The sequence below is a fragment of the Streptomyces sp. NPDC050997 genome (assembly GCF_040660135.1).
Taxonomy (GTDB): domain Bacteria; phylum Actinomycetota; class Actinomycetes; order Streptomycetales; family Streptomycetaceae; genus Streptomyces.
Genome location: NZ_JBFAGK010000007.1, coordinates 257,846 through 277,674 on the forward strand (window position 1 = coordinate 257,846; position 19,829 = coordinate 277,674).

The window sequence follows — 19,829 nt, forward strand, 5'->3', positions numbered from 1 at the left end:
GGACTGATCTCCTGGCGGCACCACCTCGTCAGCCTCGTTAGCCAAGGCTCGCCGACAGACCACCCCTTGTCCGCATGGTGCACGACATCAGTGGCGAGGAACTGGCTGACCACCGCCCCACCACCGCCCCACCACTGCCCCACCACGGCCCCGGCCGTCCTGGCCCTCGGCGGCGTACAGCGAGCAGCACCAGGCGGCCACCGCGCGCGAGCCGCTGTCCCTGCAGGGCCGGCAGACCGTCGACGAGTTCAACCGAGCCTTCTCCGGCCGTTCGGCCGGCGGATATGTAGCCCCCTTCCACATCACTACGGCCGCCAACAGGGACAGTGCCAGGACCTGGGACCCGTCGGGTTACCAGGGGGCGTGCCGGAAGATCTGGGGCAGGTGACAGCGGCGTCGGAGAGCCTGCTGCCTCACGGCGACGGGCCGGAGCCGGCGTGTGCGGACGCCGGCTTTGTCGCCGTCTGCGGTGGCGGGGCGCACTCGGTGAGCAGGAGGGCGATGTCGTCCGCCCTGTCGGCGGACCGGCAGGCATCCCGCAGCAGCGCGTCGGCCAGATCCTCCAGGCGGCCTCCGCCCATGCGGGCCAGTGACGCGCGGAGCCGGTCGACGTCGGAACCGATGTCCGAGTCACGCCTCTCGATCAGTCCGTCCGTGTACAGAGCCAGGACCGACCCGGGTACAAGGCGCAGCTCCGACTCAGGAAAGTGTGCCGCTGCGTCGATGCCGAGCAGAGGGCCGCCGGGCACATCCAGGATTTCGGCGTGCCCGTCGGGCAGGCGCAGCAAGGGCGGGAGGTGGCCGGCACGGACGATGCGCACGACCCCCGAGCGAGGATGGAGGCGGGCGTAGCAGCAGCTTGCGAGTAGCGCCGGGTCGAGGTCCATGTGGAGCCGGTTGGTGTTGGCGACAACGTCGCTCGGCCGATGGCCGGCGGTGGCGAAGGCCCGTACCGCGCTGCGCAGCTGGCCCATGGCGGCCGCGGCGGCGACGTTGTGGCCCTCGACGTCCCCGACGATCAGCGCGACCTCGTCGCCGGTGGGGATGACGTCGTACCAGTCGCCGCCGATGTCCATGCCTCTGGTGCCCGGAAGATAGCGCCCGGTGACACCAAGGCCCGGCAGTGTGGGCAGCCGGTGCGGCAGCAGCGCGTTCTGCAGGCCGCGGGCGAGGGCGAACTCGGCGTCGTAGAGCCTGGCACGTTCCAGGGCCTGGGCGATCAGGCCGCCCAGCGCGGTGAGGACTCCGCGCTCCTCGTCGGGAAATCGGTGGACGTCGTCGAAGCCGAGCAGGCAGACGCCGACCGGGCGGTTCGAGGCGATCAAGGGCAGGAACGCCCAGGAGTTGGATGGACTGACCATGATCCCGGGGTAGGTCTCGAGAAGCTCCTCACGGGACTCGACGAACAGCGGGGCCCCGGAGGTCAGCGCGTCCGTCACGGGCAGCCGGGCATGCAGCGGAGTGCCTTCGAACCGGGCGAGAAAGCGCTTCGAGTAGCCGCGCTGATCGAGCAGGCGCAGGCGCCGCTCCTCCACCACGGCGATCGCTAGCTTCTGGCCGCCGAAAGCGGGCAGCAGCTGCTCGGCGACGGCCTCGAACACCTCGTGCGCGGTGACCGCCTCGGTGAGCGCGCTGCCCAGCGTGAGCACCCGGTAGAGGGAACCCACGCGCGGGGCCGCGGGCGGAGGCGACCAGGAGGCGGGCGGCCCCCCCTTCCGTGAGGATTGCCCCGGGTCCGGTCTCGGCCGGTACGGGCTGTCGCGCCGGTGCCGCCCACCCCGTCATGCCCTGAGCGCCCGGGTGGAGGGAAAAGACCAGCCATTTGTCCGGTGGGCGGCGGACCAGGAAGGAGACCGATTGCTGGGAGACCACGGCGGCCCGGTAGCGGTCCTCGTATACGGGATCGGCCAGCCAGGGCAGGACGTCCCAGGGGCGTCGGCCGAGCAGTTCGTCCAGGCGGACCCGCAGCAGATTCTCCAGGCTGTGGTTGGCGTAGGCGAGGCGTCCGTCGGGCGAGAGCGCGAAGAAGCCGTCCGCGAGCCGCTCGATCGCCGCCACGGCGGCCATGCGGCTCCCGGAGTCGAGTACGGCGCCGACCAGATGGGCCGAGGCCTCCAGGCCGTCAGGGCTCTCGGGCATCCGGCCCCACAGCTCGACGGTGTGGTGGCCTCCGCGGCCGTCCCGGATGCGCAGGCAGTGTGCCAGTACGTGGCGTTCCTGGACCGCGGCACGGGCGGCGGACCGGAAGCCGGGAAGATCCGCGGGCTCGATCATGGCCGCCAGGGTGGCTGCCCGTCCGTCGAACTCGCGGGGCGGCATTCCGAAGATCGCGCACAGGTCGTCGTCGGCGGTGAGGGCTCCGGTGTCGAGGTTCCAGTCGAACAGGCCCACCCGGATCACCGGAGCGGATGGCAGCGGGACCACTACCGGAGGCGTCCGCTCGTCGTACTCGCCGAACGCGCCGCGGGCCCGCAGTCCGGCGAGGGTGGTGCCCAACCGGTCGGCGGCGGAGAGCAGCCGCCGGCGCTGCGCCCTCGACAGCCCTGTCCCGTCCGGCCTGGCCGTCCACACCACGGCCATGGTGCCGAAGGTCCGCTCGCCCGCCCGTACGGGGACCGACGCAGAGCCGAACGGGTAGGGCAGGGCGACCGAGAGCTGGGGGAAGCGCCGCATCGTCTCCTCCGCGCCGGCCAGGTGGACCATGCGCCCGCAGCGGTACGCCTCCGCCACCGGCAGACGGCTGTTCACCGGGATCCGACGCCACCCGCTGAGCAGGGAGGGCGGCGTCCCGCACGACGCGGCCACTACGAGCGAGCGGTGGTCGCCGGAGAGCAGAAACACGCTTCCGGTATGCGCTCCGGTCAGCTCCACGGCACCGACGACGGCACTGACCAGCGCGTCGTCGCGCTCGGGCGCTTCGCCGACACTTGCGGCGCCGAACGGGTGCAAGTTCGACGCCACACGGTTGGTCGACACGTTGCCCTCGATCATCGATGGATAATTTGTTCCATTTTAGGACGGTCTATGGCTCCCCGTGGACAGGCGCCGGGCCGGGAAGGCCGTCCAGCACCCACGGACCGAGCGGCAAGTGCCTACGTTTCCCCTTGGCTGGCCAGAGCAACGCCCACGCGATGGGGATCGACCTGCCGGAGAAGCAGCTCGCCACGGCTCGCGCGATGCACGCGGCGTTGGTCATCGACTCTTCTTCTCCTCAGCGCCAGCGTCGGCGAGGTCGGAGGCCCGGAAGGCGGTGGACCACACGCGGTGGAAGTAGTCCTGGGGTTTGCACAGGGTCCAGGGCGAGGGCGTCATCTGGGAGGCCGAGGCCGGCCAGGGTCTTCTCCAGGCCGTCGATGGCACGGGCGGTGGGCTCGAAGACTAGCGGCGCAAGCGCGAGCAGTGGCGGCTGCCGGCCGAGCGCGCCCCCGACGACTACCTCCACCGCCAGCGGGCCCCGCGTAGCTGGCTGGGCTTGTCGCAAACCGCTGCCTTGCCTCGGCGTTGTGGCTAAGGGCGGTTCAACGTCGGCATCGCGCCGACTAGGCGGTCAGGAGCATTGCCGGTGGACACCACCAGGTGTCCACCCTCGTCGTTGCCATGCCCTACAGACGTCAAGCCTCCTTGCTATTCCCTGCCCGGAAGTCGCAGACCGAGGCCAGGAAGGCCGGCGAGACCGCCAGGGGTTGTCCTGGCCGCCGATCACCTCGACGAGGACGGCCTCGCCGACGGCGCCCCGGCTATGCTGCGGGTTGTCTTTGCGGAGTTTGGCGGACACGAACGGAGACAATCCGAACCGTCAGGTGCGGTTGAGCTTTCTCGGCGCTGCCTGAGGCCGGGCCGGCGCCTCTGCCGCCCCGGTGGGTCCGCCCCGCGGAGGCGGTCCCGGGGTCCGCTCCACGGCTGCGGAGTGCGGTGCCTGGGGGTGCCGGAGGGGGACGACTCCGGTGCATCGGCCGTCCCGGTCCAGCAGGTGCCCCATGTGTTTGACCGTGCGCAGCACCACCGAGCGGTCGGCGATCGTGAGACGCGGCAGACTGCGTGACAGATGGGCCTCGAAGGCGTGCACGTCATGCAGGTCGCGCAGCCAGACATCGATCACCAGGTTGTGCGGACCGGCCGTGATCGCACACGACCGGACCTCCCGCACCCCGGCCAGCACCCGGCTGGTCTCCTCCACGTACTGACCCGGCACCGACGCGAAGTACACGGCGGACAGTGGCCATCCCGACAGCGGCCTGGCCAGATCGCAGCGCAGGCTCAGCCGTGAGGCGAGCAGCGACTGCATCCTGCGGCGCACCGTGGTGAGGCTCGTGTCGGTCTCCGTCGACAGGTCGCGCAGCGACATCCGCCCGTCCGCACTCAGCAGTTCCAGCAGCCGCGCGTCCAGGTCGTCCAGGCGTGCCTCGGCCGCGGGCGCGGGCCGGCCGGGCGGGGGGAGCGCCGCCTCGACGCGCGCGCTCTGGGCGTCGTCCAGGCTCCGCAGCCGCCACCGGCTGCCCTCGGTGGGGACACCGGTCGACACATGGGTGCGCGTCGCCCGTACCCCTGGCGTCCGCTGGAACAGCAGCGTGGTGATGCGGGCCAGTTCGTCCAGGCTCCGGGCCTGTACGGCGGCCACCAGATCGCGGCCGCCCGCCGTGAGCTTGATGTTCGCCACCGCGGGATCCACCGCGAGGGCCTGCGCCACGTCCTCGGCGACGCCTGGCTCGGTGTCCACCTCGACCACACCGGTCACCACGATCCGCGAGTTGGACAGCCGGGGATAGGCGGTCACCCACGCCAGGCCCGCCTCCTCCAGCCGGTGCCAACGCCGCGCGGCGGTGACCGGGTTCACCCCGAGCACCTCACCGACCAGCGTCCACGGGGCCCTCGGATGGATCTGCAGGGCGTGGACGACACCGCGGTCCAGTTCGTCAAGTTCCATGGCGGGTTCCGCGGCGGCACAATCCTGCATGCCCGAGGGTGGCGCTTCTCTGCGCACCCCGAGGGAATCCGGCGAGAAGTCTGCACCGTCACACCAGGTTTTCTTCCGCATTCCACACTCCCTTCGCCTGATCCCGACACGGAGGAGTGACCGCGCCCCATGACGCAAGCCACGTTGCACGAGCCCACCCGGACCGCCCTGCGGATCCACAACGCCCGGCTCATCGACGGCACCGGCTCGTCCCCCGTGGACGACGCCGTCGTCACCGTTGACGCCGAAGGCACCATCACCTACGCCGGAGCCGCCGCGACAGCCCCGGCCACCGACGGCCTCTCCTCGGCCCGCGTCATCGACGCCGGTCGCCGCACCGTACTCCCTGGCTTCTTCGACTGCCACGTCCACCTCGCCTACGCGCAGGGCTCGCCGCCCGGCCGCCGCGCGGAACTCGACCCGGTGCTGGTCACGCTGGACACCACGACGCGGCTGCGGCAGACCCTCGACGCCGGCATCACCACCGCACGCGATCTGGGCGGCCTGTCGGCGGGCTACCGCACGGCCGTCGAGACCGGACGGATCGTGGGCCCGCGGCTGCACACGGCCGTACGGATCCTCAGCCACACCGGCGGCCACGCCGACCTGCGCCTGCCCGACGGCACCGACCTGACTGCCGGCATGTCCGAGATCGCCGACACCGCCGACGCGGCCCGGCTCGCCGTGCGCCGGGTGCTGCGCGAGGGCGCCGACCTGGTGAAGGTCTGCGCCACGGGCGGCATGGGCAGCCCCTACGACGACCCCGACGACGAGGGCCTGCTCGAAGAGGAGATCCGAGCCGCCGTGGACGAGGCCCGGCGCCACGGCGACAAGCGGGTCGCCGCCCACGCCCAGGGCAACGCGGGCATCCTCAACGCGATCCGCGGCGGAGTGACCAGCATCGAGCACGGCTACGGCCTGGACGACCGGGCCCTGGACATGGCGGGCGAGCGCGGCGTCTTCGTCGTCCCGACGCTGTCCACCGTCTACGCCGGCATCAACAAGGACACGATGCCGGACTACCACTACCAGAAGAAGACCCGCTGGTCCGGCATCACCAAGGAGAACATCGCCAGGGCCATCGAGTACGGTGCCCGCATCGCGCTCGGCACCGACGCGGCCGTCGGCCCGCACGGCGTGAACCTGATGGAACTCAGCTACCTGGTGGACCTCGGCATGGACCCGATGGCGGCGATCGTCGCCGGCACGGGTACCTCCGCCGAGCTCCTCGGCGTCGCCGACCGGCTCGGCACCCTCGCCTCCGGCCGCACCGCGGACCTGGTGATATGCGACGGCGATCCGCTCGCGGACATCGGTGTCCTCGGCGATCCCGCCAACATCGTGTGCGTCGTCCAGGACGGCATCGTCCGCAAGGATCTCCTGCTCCCAGCGGCCCCGACGGGAAGGCAGTCCTGATGTCCTCACTGACCGACCTCAAGCCGACGGGCGGCAAGTCTCCGGACGCCGAGCGGCGCGGCCGCCTGGACCGCGTGCTCTCCCTGATCGAGCGGGCGGGCAACGCACTGCCCAACCCGATCGTCCTGTTCGCCGCGCTCTTCGTGCTCCTGGGCCTGATCTCCACCGCCCTCGCTCTCGGCGGCGTCTCCGTCGCCGTACCCGGCACCCACGACACCAAGCAGATCGCCGGGCTGTTCACCGGTGAGGGACTGCGCTGGCTGGTGGAGAACCTGGTCCTCAACTTCGCGACGTTCCCGCCGATCGGCGCCGTACTGGTCCTGATCATGGTGGTCGGCCTCGCGGAGAAGACCGGTCTGCTGGAGACCGTGATGCGGGCCACCCTGGCCTGGGTGCCGCGTGCCGCGCTCCCGTACGCGGTGGCGCTCATCGCCAGCCAGGCGCACATGATGAGCGACGTCGGCGCGATCGTGCTCCCGCCGCTGGCGGCCCTGGTCTTCAAGAGCGCCGGACGCCATCCCGTCGCCGGTCTCATCGGCGGCTTCGCCTGTGTCACCGCGGGCTACGCCGCCGGATTCACCGTCGGCTCGCTGGACGCCCTGTACGTCGGCATCACCGAGCAGGCGGCCTCGGTGCTTCCGGCCGCCCAGGGGCTCCACATCCATCTGCTCATCAACTACTTCTTCACCGCCTCGACCAGCATCGTGCTCGCCCTGCTCGGCGGATTCCTCATCAGCCGCGTCCTGGAGCCGCGACTGGGAACGTACGAGTCCGCGGACCAGGCCCCCGCGCAGAAGGTCGCTCTCACCCCGGTGCAGCGGCGCGGTCTGCTGGCGACGGCACTCGTCGTCCTCCTCTACCTGGGCGGGGTCCTCGCCCTGTGGCTGCCGCCGGGCGCGCCCCTGCGCGGTGAGGGCGGCGCCTTCGTGCCCTCGCCGGTGCTCGGCGGCATCGTCCCGATCCTCTTCGGCGCCTTCCTGTTCGCCGGGCTCACCTACGGCATCACGGTCAAGAAGCTCACCCGTACCGAGGACGCGGTCACCGCCGTGACCGACTCGGTGAAGAACATGTCCGGCTACATCGTGATGATGTTCGTCGCGGCCCAGGTCATCGCCCTCTTCAACTGGTCCAACGTGGGTGTCCTGCTCGCGGTGAAGGCCGCCGCGCTGTTCACCTCCATCGGGGTGACCGGTTTCTGGGCGATCATCGCCTTCGTCCTGCTGGCGTCCTGTCTCAACCTCTTCATCGTCTCCGGCTCGGCCCTGTGGTCGCTCGTCGGCCCCGTCTTCATCCCGGCGTTCATGCTCATGGGCATGAGCCCCGCGCTCAGCCAGGCCGCCTTCAGGATCGGTGACTCCGCGACCGGTGCCATCACGCCGATGAATCCCTATCTCTTCCTCATCCTGGCGATGGTGCGCGAATACGAGCCGGAGGCCAAGCTCGGCACCCTGATCTCCCGGCTCGCCATCTTCGTCGTGCCCTTCCTGGCGGTATGGCTGGTGATCCTGGGCGTCTTCTACGGGTTCGATCTGCCGCTCGGGCCGGGTGCGCACATCGGCCTGCGATGAGGTCCTTACCCAGCGGTCCGGTCCGATCGCACGGAGGCGGGCCGGACCCGACACGTTCCTTACGCAATACACGACGGTGCCGGGGAAACATCCCCGGCACCGTCGTGTATCAGCCCTGCGCCACCCATTCCAGGACGACCTTCGAGAACTCCCGGGGCAGTTGCTCGAGGACGGGGACGTGTCCGCCGGACAGGACGCGCGTCTCACAGCCGAGCGCCTCGGCGAATCTCTCCAGTGCGGGCATGGAGTAGTGGTCCCCGGCCGCGCAGACCGCGAGCGTGCGCGCCGTGACGTGGGGCAGGCGTTGGTCCATGAGGGAGCGCCGCACCGCCTCGTGCCCCTCCTCCACCCGGTCCAGCACGGTCAGCGCGTCGACCATGAACCGGTTGAGAGCCGCCTCCTCGCCCTCCTGGTAGAAGCCGCGGCGCCGGTTCCACAGCTCAAGCAGGTGCGAACCGTCGGGCTGGGGAACGACGTGGTCGACGGGCTTGCGCTCGCCCGCCGTACGCCGCTTCTCGTCGTCGATGAAGGGCGTGGCGGAGAGCAGGAGGCTCGCCACACGATCCTGGTGACGGGCCGCGAGCTCCACCGCGATCACGCCGCCGGTGTGGTGTCCGACGAGGTGGAAGCGTTCGAGTTCCAGCTCCTCGATCAACGCGTCGGCGGCGTCGGCGAACCGCTCGACGGAGTGCGGCTCTTCGGGCTTCGCGGAGGCGCCGAAGCCCAGGGTGTCCATGGCGATCGCCCGGTGCTCCGCACCGACCAGCGGGAGCACGTCGAGGTACTCGGTCCAGGAGCGCGGGGTCTGGTGGAGCATCAGTACGGGCTCGCCCGTGCCGCATTCGACGTAGTGCAACTGCCCGAAGGGGCTGGGCACATAGCCCTTGCGCAGCGGATCCGTCATCGGTGGCCTGCCTTCGCCTCGGTGGTGGGGGAGAGGGCCGGGAGCACGGAGGAGCCGACGGCCTCGATCAGTTCGGTGGGCGGGTCGTAGGAGCCGACGTGCTGAAGGAACACCCCGGTGACCCCCGAGGCGCCCAGAGCGCTCAGCCGTTCGGTGATCCGCTCCGCGGTGCCGAACAGGCAGAACTCATCGGCGAACCGCAGGGCCGCCTCATCGCTGATCCACTCGGAGCAGATCTCGACCGCGGCGTCCCAGTCCTCCGCGTGCACGAGGTCGGGGTAGATCCCCTCGACCGTGGCGGGAACCTGGACGTCGATCCCCGCGAGGGCCAGGAAGGGCGCCCCGCCGTTCTGCGCGATCGACGCGCAGATGGGCTTGATCCGCCGGACCTCGGCCTCGACGTCGTCGGTCACCGCGCAGAACGCGGAGACGGTCAGCGGTATGCGGTCGGCGTCCCGGCCCGCCGCTTCGGCGCCTTCGCGTACGCGCGCGGTCGCCTGCTCCAGGGTCCTCGGCGAGACACCGCTGAGGAGGATCACACCATCGGCCGTCTCCCCGGCGAGTCGCAGGTTCTTCGGCCCGCTCGCGGCCAGGTGCAGGGGTATGTCGGGCCGGGGATCACGCAGCCGCGAGCGGACCCTGCCCTCGAAGTCCCATTCCTTGCCGTCCAGGAGCGCCCTGAGCATGAGAAGCCCCTCACGCATCGTCGCCGAAGGTGTCTGGCGCAGGCCGATGGGCCCGACCGAGCTGTTGCCCACACCGAGGCCGAGGGTGAATCTGCCCGGTGCCAGTTCCGCCACGCTGCGGGCGGCCGAGGCGACGACGGCCGGGTGCCGGGTCGCCAGATTGGTCACGGCAGTGCCCAACCCGATCCGCTCGGTGCCCAGAGCGGCGGCGGTCAGTGTGGTGAACACGTCCCGCCACAGCAACTGGGAGTCGGGGAACCAGACTTCGTCGAAGCCCAGCTCCTCGGCCCGGCGCACGGTCCCGGCCACGCGATCCGCCCGGTCGCACGGCGGCACTCGGACACCGACGCGCAGCGGGGCCCGTCCGCCATCCGTGGCGTTTTGTCCCTGTCCGTCTGGAAGAAAGCTCATAGGCGCGAGCGTAAAAACAGCCAGGGCTCCGGCCCATGGAATCGTCTCGGTCAGCGAGACGCATCACTTTGCGAGGAGCGGACCGCGACTCCCGAGGGAAGGAGTGGCCGGTGCGACCGGTGACCCCGCGCCGAACTCAGCGGCCGGGCTCCTCCCACGTCAGACCGTCCTCCGAGGCCACGAGGCCGCCCAGCCGCACGGGCGACTCGTCCTCCAGCGGGCCGCCGAACACGCCGCGTTCCTGGAGGACCGCGCCCTCCTGGAACACCTGCCGCACGGTGGCCGACTCGAACAGCGGGTTGCGCAGCCCGTCGGAGTCCTGGAGCCGGCCCACGGCCTCGTCGAGCCCCGAGGATGCCGCCGCGAGACGGGAACCCGCAGCCGCGGGCCCGCCGAGGGAGGCGTCGCCGGAGGCCAGGCCGCCCACCAGGTCCACGAACGCCTCCAACTCCGTCGACCCGATATGGGTGACCTTGCGCGCCTTCCAGAAGTACGACCGCTCGTCCTGGTGCATGTCGTAGAAAGCGACCAGGAACTCGTGGAAGAGGCCGTACTCGTGCCGGTAGCGGGCCTCGAACTCGTCGAACAGGCGGTCCTCGGGGAGCGTTCCGTCGAGGGCGCTGTTGAGGGACCGGGCCGCGAGCAGGGCGCCGTACGTGGCGAGGTGCACGCCGGAGGACAGCACCGGGTCGACGAAGCAGGCAGCGTCACCGACCAGCACCATGCCGGGCCGCCACAGCCGGGTCTTCCAGTACGACCAGTCCCGGCGCACCCGGACCCGGTCGTACGGCGCCTCGGTGGCCCGGGGCACCCCGTGCAGGAGGTCCCGGACCTCGGGGCACGCGTCGATCAGCCGACGCCAGGCAGCCGCCGGGTCCCGCTGGATCTCGGCGGCGTTCTCCCGGCTGACCACCGCTCCGACGCTGGTGAGGTCGTCCCGCAGCGGGATGTACCACAGCCAGCCCTCGTCGAAGGCGGCGCAGAAGATGTTGCCGTCGTTCGGTCGCGGGAGCCGGGCGCCGCCGGCGAAGTAGCCGAACACCGCGAGGTTGCGGAAGAAGTCGGAGTACGTCCGCCGACCGCCGACCTCGCCGTGGATCCGGCTGCCGTTGCCGGAGGCGTCCACGACATGACGGGCCCGAGCCTCGCGCACCTCGCCGCCGGGCCCGGCCCAGCCGACGCCCCGCACCCGTTCCTCGTCGGCGAGTACGCCGGTGACACGGCAGCCCTCCCGTACGTCCACGCCGACCCGGCGGGCGTTGTCCAGGAGGATCGCGTCGAACCGGGACCGCTCGACCTGGTAGGCGAACGAGGTCGGGTCGGCCAGCCGGGGAGACAGCGCGAACGAGAACTGCCACGGGTCCGGGTTACGGCCCCACCGGAACGTCCCGCCCCGCTTCGGCTTGAAGCCCGCCCGGGCCACCTCGTCCTCGACGCCGAGGATGCGGCACACCCCGTGCACGGTGGACGGCAGCAGCGACTCGCCGATCTGGTAGCGGGGGAACTTCTCCTGTTCCAGGAGGAGGACACGGTGGCCGCGCAGCGCGACGGCGGTCGCGGCGGTGGCACCGGCCGGGCCGCCGCCCACGACGACGACGTCGAACTCCTCCGACGGCGTCCGCTCATCGAGGCTGTTCACCGGTCTCCTTCCGCGGCCGGCGCCGGGCGTGCGCCCGGGTGGCCGAGCGAGCCGATCCAGGCGCGCACGGCCGCCGCCGTGCTGGGGGCGTGGTCCTGAAGGAACGAGAAGTGGTCGCCGGGGACGTCGACGACCGTGTGCGGAAGCGGCCACGACGTCGGCCACTCGTCGGGGTCCGCGCCCGCCGCCATCGCGGGCGTCGGCTCCATGGCGCGGACCAGCAGGGTGGGGGTGTCGACGGGTTCCGGCTCCCAGCCGAGGAACATGCGGGTGTACGCGCCCAGCGCCGCTACCCCGTTGTCCTCGTCGCCGGTGAACTGGTCGCCGCCCAGCCGGGGCGCGATGACGGCGGGCAGGGACAGCAGCCAGTCCTTGTCGCTGTTGCCGTCGTCGATGAGGTACGTGTCGAGCAGTACCTGCCCGACGGGAGCCGACCCCAGGGCCTCGAGCCGCCGGGTCACGGCGTGCGCGGCGGCGCCCCCGGTGCAGACGCCCACGACGACGAAGGGCCGGTCGCCGACGTGCCGGAGCACCGTCTCGGCGTGGGTCCGGGCGAGCGTCTCCCGGTCGGCCGGTACGGCCGCGCCCGCACCGATGCCGGGGTGCGGGAGTTCGAGGACGTCGAAGGCGCCCTCGAAGCACCTGTGGAAGCGGGCCCACTCCCCGCCAGGGGCGGCGAACGGCGGGTGGTACCCGGTGAAGACCACCAGCACAGGGCCGTCCCCGGTACCGTCGGCGCGCCGCAGCGGAGGCAGGGCGTGCGCCCGGCTGTCGGCCGGACCGTACGTCGGTAGCGCCCAGGACGCCGTGACCAGCATGTGCATCGCGGCGACCACCTGACCGGCCTCGCAGACCCGCCGGTAGAGCGAGGACAGGGTCCGCGCGGGCCGCTCCTCGGTTACGGCGGGGTCCGACCCCGGTTCGTGCTCCTCGTCCTCCTCGTCCTTCTCGTGTTTCTCGGCGGTCGCGGGCACTTCGGCGGGCAGGTCGTCGAGCAGGTCGTCGAGCAGGCCGAGCACGTGGCGGGCCAGTTCGTGGGCGGTCGGGTGCTCGAACACCACGGCCGCGGGCAGCCTGAGTCGCAGGGCCATGCTCAGCCGGTTTCGAACCTGCACCGCCATCAGGGAGTCGAAGCCCAGCTCGGCGAAGGACCTGCCGGCCGGCAACGCGTCGGCGTCCGGGTGTCCGAGGACGGCCGCAACGTCGGCACGCATCAACTCCGCGAGCGTGTCGACCCGTTGCGCGGCGGGCAGCCCGGCCAGCACCTTCCGCCAGGCTCCCGGCTCCCGCGGCTGCTCCGCACCCGGCGCGGATCCGGCCCCCGCACCGGACGCCCCGGCCCCGGCGGCGGGCCTGCGCGGGCGCACCACTCCACGCAGCGGCGGCGGCAGCGGCCCCGGGGCATCCCGGAGACCGGCCCGGTCCAGCAGGACGGGCGCCAGCACGGGCTCGTCCACGCGCAGCGCCGCGTCGAACAGTGCCAGGCCCTGTTCCACGGAGACCGCCCGGAGCACGTCCCCGTACTTCCCGTCGCGCTCCCGGAGTTGTTCCGCCGCCATGCCCCCGCCGGAGTTCCACGGCCCCCACGCCAGCGAGAGCGCGGGCAGCCCCAGCGCGGTGCGGTGCCGGGCCAGGGCGTCCAGGAAGGAGTTCGCCGCCGCGTAGTTGCCCTGACCGGCGCGTCCCAGCAGCCCGGACGCCGACGAGAACAGGACGAACGCCGACAGATCCAGGTCCCGGGTCACCTCGTGCAGGTGCCAGGCGGCGTCCGCCTTCGGCCGGAGCACCGCGGCCATCCGCTCGGTGGTCAGAGTGGCCAGTACGCCGTCGTCCAGCACGCCCGCGGCATGCACCACGGCGGTCAGCGCGGGCTCACAACCCTTCACCAGTTCGGCCAGCGCGGCACGGTCGCCCACGTCGCAGGCGACGATCCGCACCTCGGCGCCCAACTCCCTCAGCAGATCGCGCAGTTCCCCGGCCCCCGGCGCCCCAGGCCCCCGCCGTCCGGTCAGCAGCAGGTGTCGTACGCCGTACGAGGTGACGAGGTGGCGGGCGAGTTCCGCACCGAGCGCACCGGTACCGCCGGTGATCAGCACGGTGCCGTCCGCACCGAACCTGCCGGAGCCGGGGCCCGCGGGTCCGGCGGCGCTCTGCGAGGTCAGTCGTGGGACGGTCAACCGCCCTGCCCGGACGGACAGTTGGGGCTCACCGGTGGCCACCGCCGTGGGCAGCAGCCGCAGGGACTCGGGTCGCCCGTCCACATCGACGAGGACAACCCGTCCGGGCAGCTCCGACTGTGCCGTACGCACCAGCCCCCACACCGCGGCGCCGGCCAGATCCGGTTCCGCCGCGGTGGCGTTCCGCGTCACCACCACCAGACGGGCGCCCGCGGTACGCGGGTCGTCCTGCCAGTCCTGCACCGTGCGGAGCACCCTGGAGGTCAACTCGTGTACGGCGGTCAGCGGATCGGCGTCCGTGGCCGGATGGACGGCCGTGACGACGACGGTGCCCGGTTCGCTCGCGCCGGTGTCGGCCATCCCGGGGAACGACGCGCCCAGGTCCAGCAGGCTCAGCCCGTCCGGAGCCACGAGCTCCCAGGATCCGGTGTCCGTACCGGCTTTGCCGCCGGCCGGGTCAGCCGTGATCCAGTCGGGCCGCAGCAGCGCCTCCCGTACCACGTCGTGCGCCGCCGACGGCAGTTCCCGGGTGGTCAGGGACGCCACCTCCGCCACCGGCCGGCCCGCCGGGTCGGCGAGCGTGACCGAGACGGTGTCCGTCCCGGCCGGGGAGACCCGTACCCGTACCTCCGACGCGCCCGCCGCGTACAGCCGTACGCCGTTCCACGCGAACGGCACGCGGATCGCGCCGGATTCGGCACCGCCGAGCAGGGGCGCGTGCAGTGCCGCGTCCAGCAGCGCCGGATGGATGCCGAACCGGCCCGCGTCCGACGACTCCGCCTCGGACAGCCGTACCTCGGCGAACAGTTCGTCACCGAGCCGCCAGGCCGCCCGGACCCCTCGGAAGGCCGGCCCGTATGCGAGGCCACCGTCCGCGAGGCTGTCGTACGCGTCGGCGAGGTCGACCTCGGTCGCGCCCCGCGGCGGCCACACCGACGGTTCCGGAGGCGAAGTCTCCGCGGGGGCCGGCTCGCTCGTCGCTCCGATGAGCCCCGAGGCGTGCCGGATCCAGGCGGACTCACCGGACCGCGCGAAGACGTCGACCGGGCGCCGGCCGTAGTCGTCCGCCTCGTCCACCACCACCTGGACGCGTACGCTCCCGGCCGCGGGCAGGGTGAGTGGGGCCAGCACCACGAGTTCGTCGAGCGCGCCGCCTGAGACCTCGGCGCCCGCGCGAACGGCCATCTCCACGAACACCGTCGCGGGCACCAGGACGGACCCGGCGACCACATGGTCGGCGAGCCACGGGTGGGTCGTGCGGGCGAGCAGACCGGAGAACACCGTCCGGTCCGTGTCCGGCACGGTGAACGCCGGGCCCAGCAGCGGATGACCGTGGGCGTCCGCCTCGGGTGCCGGGGTGCGCGGCGCGTCGAGCCAGTACCTGCGTCGCTGGAAGGCGTACGTCGGCAGGTCCACCCGCCGCGCCCCGGAACCCTCGAACACCACGGGCCAGTCGACACGCGCCCCGCGCACATGGAGGCGGGCCACGGCGGACAGCAGCGTCTCCGGCTCGGGCAGGCCACCGCGAGTAACGGCCGCGAACACCGGACCTCTGCCGTCCGGAGTGCTGCCGTCCGGCGTGCTCAGGCAGTCCTCGGCCGCCGCCGTGAGCGCGGCACCGGGGCCGATCTCCAGGAACGCCGCGACCCCGTGGTCCCCGAGCCATCGCACGGCGTCGGCGAACCGCACCGGCCGACGGGCGTGCCGTACCCAGCACTCCGCAGAGCACAGCTCCGCCGCCTCGGCCGGACGACCCGTCAGGGCCGAGACCACCGGAATCCGCGGCGGCCGGAAGTCGAGTCCCTCGGCGACCCGACGGAAGTCGTCGAGCATCGGCTCCACCAGCGGCGAGTGGAAGGCATGACCGACCCGCAGGCGTACGGTCCTGCGGCCGCGCGCCTCGAACCGGGCCGCGACGGCCAGCACCGCCTCCCGCGCGCCGGAGATCACCACCGAGCGCGGACCGTTGACCGAGGCGATCTCCGGGCGGGCACCGTGACCGGCGGCGCCCGCGAGCGCGGCGAGCACCTCCTCCTCCGTCGCGTCCAGGGACACCATCGCCCCGCCCGCGGGCAGGCCCTGCATCAGCCGGCCGCGGGCCGCGACGAGTGCCGCCGCGTCGGGGAGGTCCAGTACGCCGGCCACATGGGCGGCGGCCAGTTCCCCCACGGAGTGGCCGGACAGGAAGTCGGCCCGCACGCCCCAGGACTCCAGCAGCCGGAACAGCGCCACCTCGAAGGCGAACAGACCTGCCTGCGTGAAGTCCGTACGGTCGAGCAGGGCGGCCTGAGGTGTACCGGGAGCGGCGGACAGCACCGGGCCCAGCGGCCGTTCGAGGCGGTCGTCCAGCTCCCGGCAGACGTCCTCGAAGGCGGCCGCGAAGACGGGAAACGCCGCAGCCAACTCCGCCCCCATTCGGGCACGTTGGGACCCCTGGCCGGTGAACAGGAAGGCCGTGCGCAGGCCCGGATCCGCGATGGCCCGCATCGAGCCGACAACGTCCTGGCCCTCGGCGAGCGCGGTCAGCGCGGCCCGTGTGCGGTCCGTGCCGCCGGCCGGCACCATCGCCCGGTGGGCGAGCGCCGACCTGGACACGGCCAGGGAGAAGGCGACGTCGGCCGCGGAGAGGTCGGGCCGGGCCGAGAGACGGGCCGCGAGCCCGCGTGCCTGGGCCCGCAGGGCCGCCTCGTCGGCGCCGGAGAGCAGCCAGGGCACCGGCACCTGAACCGGCACCTGAACCGAAACCCGCGGCGGCACGGCTGCCGGCGGCGCCGCGGCTCGCGGTCCGGAGTCAGGCGGTCGAGGCGGCTCCTCCAGGATCACGTGCGCGTTCGTCCCGCCGATGCCGAAGGCCGACACACCGGCCCGGCGCGGACCGGCGTCCGTCGCCGGCCAGGGTCGGGCCTCGGTCAGCAGTTCCACCCGGCCGGCGGACCAGTCGACGTGCGGGGTGGGCGTCTCGGCGTGCAGGGTCCGGGGAAGCTCCTCGTGCCGCATGGCCTGCACCATCTTGATGACGCCGGTGACCCCTGCCGCCGCCTGGGTGTGCCCGAGGTTGGACTTGACCGAGCCCAGCCACAGCGGCGGCCGGTCCTCGCCGCGCCCCTGGCCGTACGTGGCCAGCAGGGCGCGCGCCTCGACGGGGTCGCCGAGCGTGGTGCCGGTGCCGTGTGCCTCCACCGCGTCCACGTCCCGCGGTCCGAGTCCCGCGTCGGCCAACGCCTGGGTGATCAGAAGCTGTTGGGCCTGTCCGTTGGGGGCTGTCAGCCCGTTGGAGGCGCCGTCGGAGTTGACCGCGGAGCCGCGCAGCACGGCCAGCACCGGATGACCGTGGCGGCGGGCGTCGGACAGCCGTTCCAGCAGCACCAGTCCCACGCCCTCGCCCCAGGCGGTACCGTCCGCCGCCGTCGAGAACGACTTGCAGCGGCCGTCGGGAGCGAGCCCCCGCTGGCGGCTGAACGCGGTGAACGGTTTGGGTGTCGCCATCACCGTGACCCCGCCGGCCAGAGCGAGCGAGCATTCGCCGGAGCGCAGTGCCTTCGCCGCCCAGTGCAGCGCGACCAGGGAGGACGAACAGGCGGTGTCGACGGTGATCGAGGGTCCGCGCAGACCGTACACGTAGGAGATCCGGCCGGAGGCCACGCTCCCGGCCGAGCCCAGGCCCAGGTGGGCCTCCAGCTCGTGCTGGGTGAAGCGGGCGGAGTAGTCGCCGTGCATCACGCCGACGAACACACCGGTGTCGCTCTCGCGCAGCGCGGCCGGGTCGATCCCGGCCCGCTCCCAGACCTCCCACGAGGTCTCCAGGAGCAGCCGCTGCTGGGGATCCATGGCCAGCGCCTCGCGCGGCGAGATCCCGAACAGACCCGCGTCGAACTCGGCGGCCCGGTGCAGGAAGCCGCCGCTGCGGGTGTACGAGGTACCGATCCGGTCCGGGTCGGGGTCGTACAGGGCGTCCAGGTCCCAGCCCCGGTCGGCGGGGAAGTCCGAGATCGCGTCCCGGCCCTCCGACAGCAGCCGCCACAGGTCCTCGGGGGAGTCGACGTCGCCGGGACAGCGACAGCCCATCGCGACGATGACCACCGGATCGTCCGGGTGTCCCGCTGTGCGCGCCTCGGGCGACGCGGTGGCCACCGGGGCGAAGAGGATGTCGTGCACCCGCCGGGCCAGCGCGGCCGGGGTGGGGTGGTCGAAGACCAGCGTCGAGGGCAGCGGCAGCCCGGTCGCCTCGCCGAGACGGTCGATCAGCGTGACGGCGCCCGCGGACGTCAGCCCCAGATCGGTGAAGGGCCGGTCGCCGTCGAGCCGTTCGTCCGGTCCGCAGCCGCAGACCGCGGCCGTCTGGGCCAGTACCGCCGCCCGCAGCGCCCGCTCCCGTCCCTCCGGCGGGAGGGACAGCAGCCGTCGGCGCAGGGCTCCGTCGGTCGTCGTCGCGGCGGGGGTGGGTGCCGCCGGCCGGGCCAGTTCCGGAAGGACCGCGTGGCGGGCGATCTTGCCGGATGCCGTGCGCGGTACGGCCGCGATCTCCAGGATCTCCACGGGCACCTTGTACGCGGCCAGCCGGGCGCGGCACGCGGCCAGCACCTGCCTCGCGTCCACGCCGTCCGGCCCCGCCACGACGTAGGCCACCGGAACCTCGCCGAGGACGTCGTGCGGCCGGCCCACCACCACCGCGTCCCGCACGCCGGGACAACGCAGCAGAGCCTGTTCGACCTCCGTGGGATGGATGTTCTCCCCGCCGCGGATGATCAGTTCGCTGACCCGGCCGGTGAGGGCGAGATGACCGTGTTCGACGCGTCGGCCGAGGTCCCCGGTGCGGTACCAGCCGTCCCGCAGTGCCGCCTCGGACTCCTCGGGCCGCTGGTGATAGCCGGTCATGAGGCTCGGCCCGCGCACCCAGATCTCGCCCTCGACGCCGTCCGCGACATCGTTGCCGGAGCCGGGGTCGTTGCCCGAGCCGGGGTCGACGACCCGCACCTCCATGCCCGGGACCGGAGGTCCGCAGGACCCGTCGATCCTGGGCCCGTCCGGACGGTTGACCGCGATCATGCCGCAGGTCTCGGTGCTGCCGTACGCGTCGAGGAGCGGCGCCCCGAGCACCTTCTCGACCTTGTGACGCAGCGTCGGCGCGCTGGGCGCGCCCGCCACGACACAGGTCCGCAGGCGCGCGGGGAGCACGGTCTCACCGGCCGACGCCGTCAACTGGTGGTAGGTGGCGGGCACTCCGGCCAGAACCGTGTAGGGGCCGCCCAGTGCCGGACGGGGCGCGCGGAGTTCCTCCCACAGGCCGCCGGGCGGGAGGAGCCCGCCGCTGATCCGGGCGCTCGCGCCGACGGCGGTGACGCCCAGGATCGCGAAGGAGTGCCCGAAGCTGTGGAACAGCGGGAGCGGCCACAGCACCCGGTCCTCGGACGAGAGCCCGAAGAGCGGCGCGTAGCAGGCCGCCACCGACCACAGGGCGGCCCGCTGGGTGGACAGCACGCCCTTGGGCCGGTGGGTGGTGCCGGAGGTGTAGAGCATCCAGGCCGGCTCGTCGAGCCCGAGGTCGTCCCGGGGCGGTTCGGACTGCTCGCGGCCCGCCACGTCCTCGAAGAGGACGGCGCCGTCGGGCGGATCCACCGGAACGGAGCCTGAGTCCGCGGCGACGGAGTTGTCACCGGTGAGCAGGACGCGCAGCCGCGGGTGCCCGGGGACCGGACGGCGCAGCCGGGCGAGGTGCGCGGGGTCGGTGACGAGGACCGCGGCGTCGCTGTCCTCGAGGAAGTGGGCGAGTTCCGCGTCGGACGACCGGGGGTTGAGGGGCACTCCGATCGCCCCGGCCCGGACGGCGGCGAGAACGCTCTCCACCATCTCCACGCGGTCGCCGAGGCAGATCGCGACCCGGTCGCCGCGCCGAAGTCCCGTCCGGGCGAGATGGGCGGCCAGCCGGCCGGTGCGCCGCTCCAACTCGGCGTAGGTGACGGCGCGATGGCCGTCCGCGAACGCCACGCGTGACGGCGACGTCTCGGCGTGCGCCTTCAGCAGTTCCGGTAACGCCCGGACCAGCTCGTTGTCGTACGTCAAGTTCTCGCCCCCGG

General features: G+C 72.7%; 8 protein-coding genes and 2 pseudogenes. 3 read left to right on the forward strand and 7 right to left on the reverse strand.

From position 1 onward, the window contains the following. Positions 1–178: 178 nt before the first annotated feature. Positions 179–388, forward strand: a pseudogene (locus AB0H86_RS18645) (sugar ABC transporter substrate-binding protein); the annotation flags it as partial. A 25-nt stretch (positions 389–413) separates the two neighbouring features. Here AB0H86_RS18645 and AB0H86_RS18650 read toward each other — a convergent pair. The 3 genes and pseudogenes from AB0H86_RS18650 to AB0H86_RS18660 form a co-directional block, all read right to left on the reverse strand. Then, positions 414–1,667, reverse strand: coding sequence for a GAF domain-containing SpoIIE family protein phosphatase (locus AB0H86_RS18650; protein ID WP_362439171.1), 1,254 nt, complete (start codon positions 1,665–1,667; stop codon positions 414–416). Positions 1,668–1,857: 190 nt separating this feature from the next. Beyond that, a pseudogene (locus AB0H86_RS18655) lies at positions 1,858–2,991 on the reverse strand (PAS domain-containing protein); the annotation flags it as partial. Positions 2,992–3,796: 805 nt separating this feature from the next. Next, entirely contained in the window at positions 3,797–4,924 is a 1,128-nt protein-coding gene (locus AB0H86_RS18660) for an Lrp/AsnC family transcriptional regulator (protein ID WP_362439174.1), read from the reverse strand. A gap of 159 nt (positions 4,925–5,083) precedes the next feature. Between AB0H86_RS18660 and AB0H86_RS18665 the strand changes: the two genes are divergently transcribed. Beyond that, a complete protein-coding gene (locus AB0H86_RS18665) occupies positions 5,084–6,370 on the forward strand; it encodes an amidohydrolase family protein (RefSeq protein ID WP_362439177.1) in 1,287 nt (428 codons plus the stop codon). Continuing rightward, the gene (locus AB0H86_RS18670) at positions 6,370–7,938 is read left to right on the forward strand and encodes an AbgT family transporter (RefSeq protein ID WP_362439180.1); all 1,569 of its coding nucleotides are present in this window, start codon (positions 6,370–6,372) and stop codon (positions 7,936–7,938) included. Before AB0H86_RS18665 ends, AB0H86_RS18670 begins: the two co-directional genes overlap by 1 nt. Before the next feature lie 109 nt (positions 7,939–8,047). Here the strand turns inward: AB0H86_RS18670 and AB0H86_RS18675 are convergent, their stop codons facing one another. The 4 genes from AB0H86_RS18675 to AB0H86_RS18690 form a co-directional block, all read right to left on the reverse strand. Then, positions 8,048–8,842: an alpha/beta fold hydrolase gene (locus tag AB0H86_RS18675; protein WP_362439183.1), complete on the reverse strand. Its 795-nt coding sequence runs from the start codon at positions 8,840–8,842 to the stop codon at positions 8,048–8,050. Beyond that, positions 8,839–9,939, reverse strand: a complete 1,101-nt coding sequence (locus AB0H86_RS18680) for an LLM class flavin-dependent oxidoreductase (protein WP_362439186.1) — start codon at positions 9,937–9,939, stop codon at positions 8,839–8,841. The genes AB0H86_RS18675 and AB0H86_RS18680 overlap by 4 nt, the downstream gene beginning before the upstream one ends. A gap of 136 nt (positions 9,940–10,075) precedes the next feature. Beyond that, positions 10,076–11,578, reverse strand: a complete 1,503-nt coding sequence (locus AB0H86_RS18685) for a tryptophan 7-halogenase (protein WP_362439189.1) — start codon at positions 11,576–11,578, stop codon at positions 10,076–10,078. Then, entirely contained in the window at positions 11,575–19,815 is an 8,241-nt protein-coding gene (locus AB0H86_RS18690) for a type I polyketide synthase (RefSeq protein ID WP_362439712.1), read from the reverse strand. The genes AB0H86_RS18685 and AB0H86_RS18690 overlap by 4 nt, the downstream gene beginning before the upstream one ends. Positions 19,816–19,829: the final 14 nt, after the last annotated feature.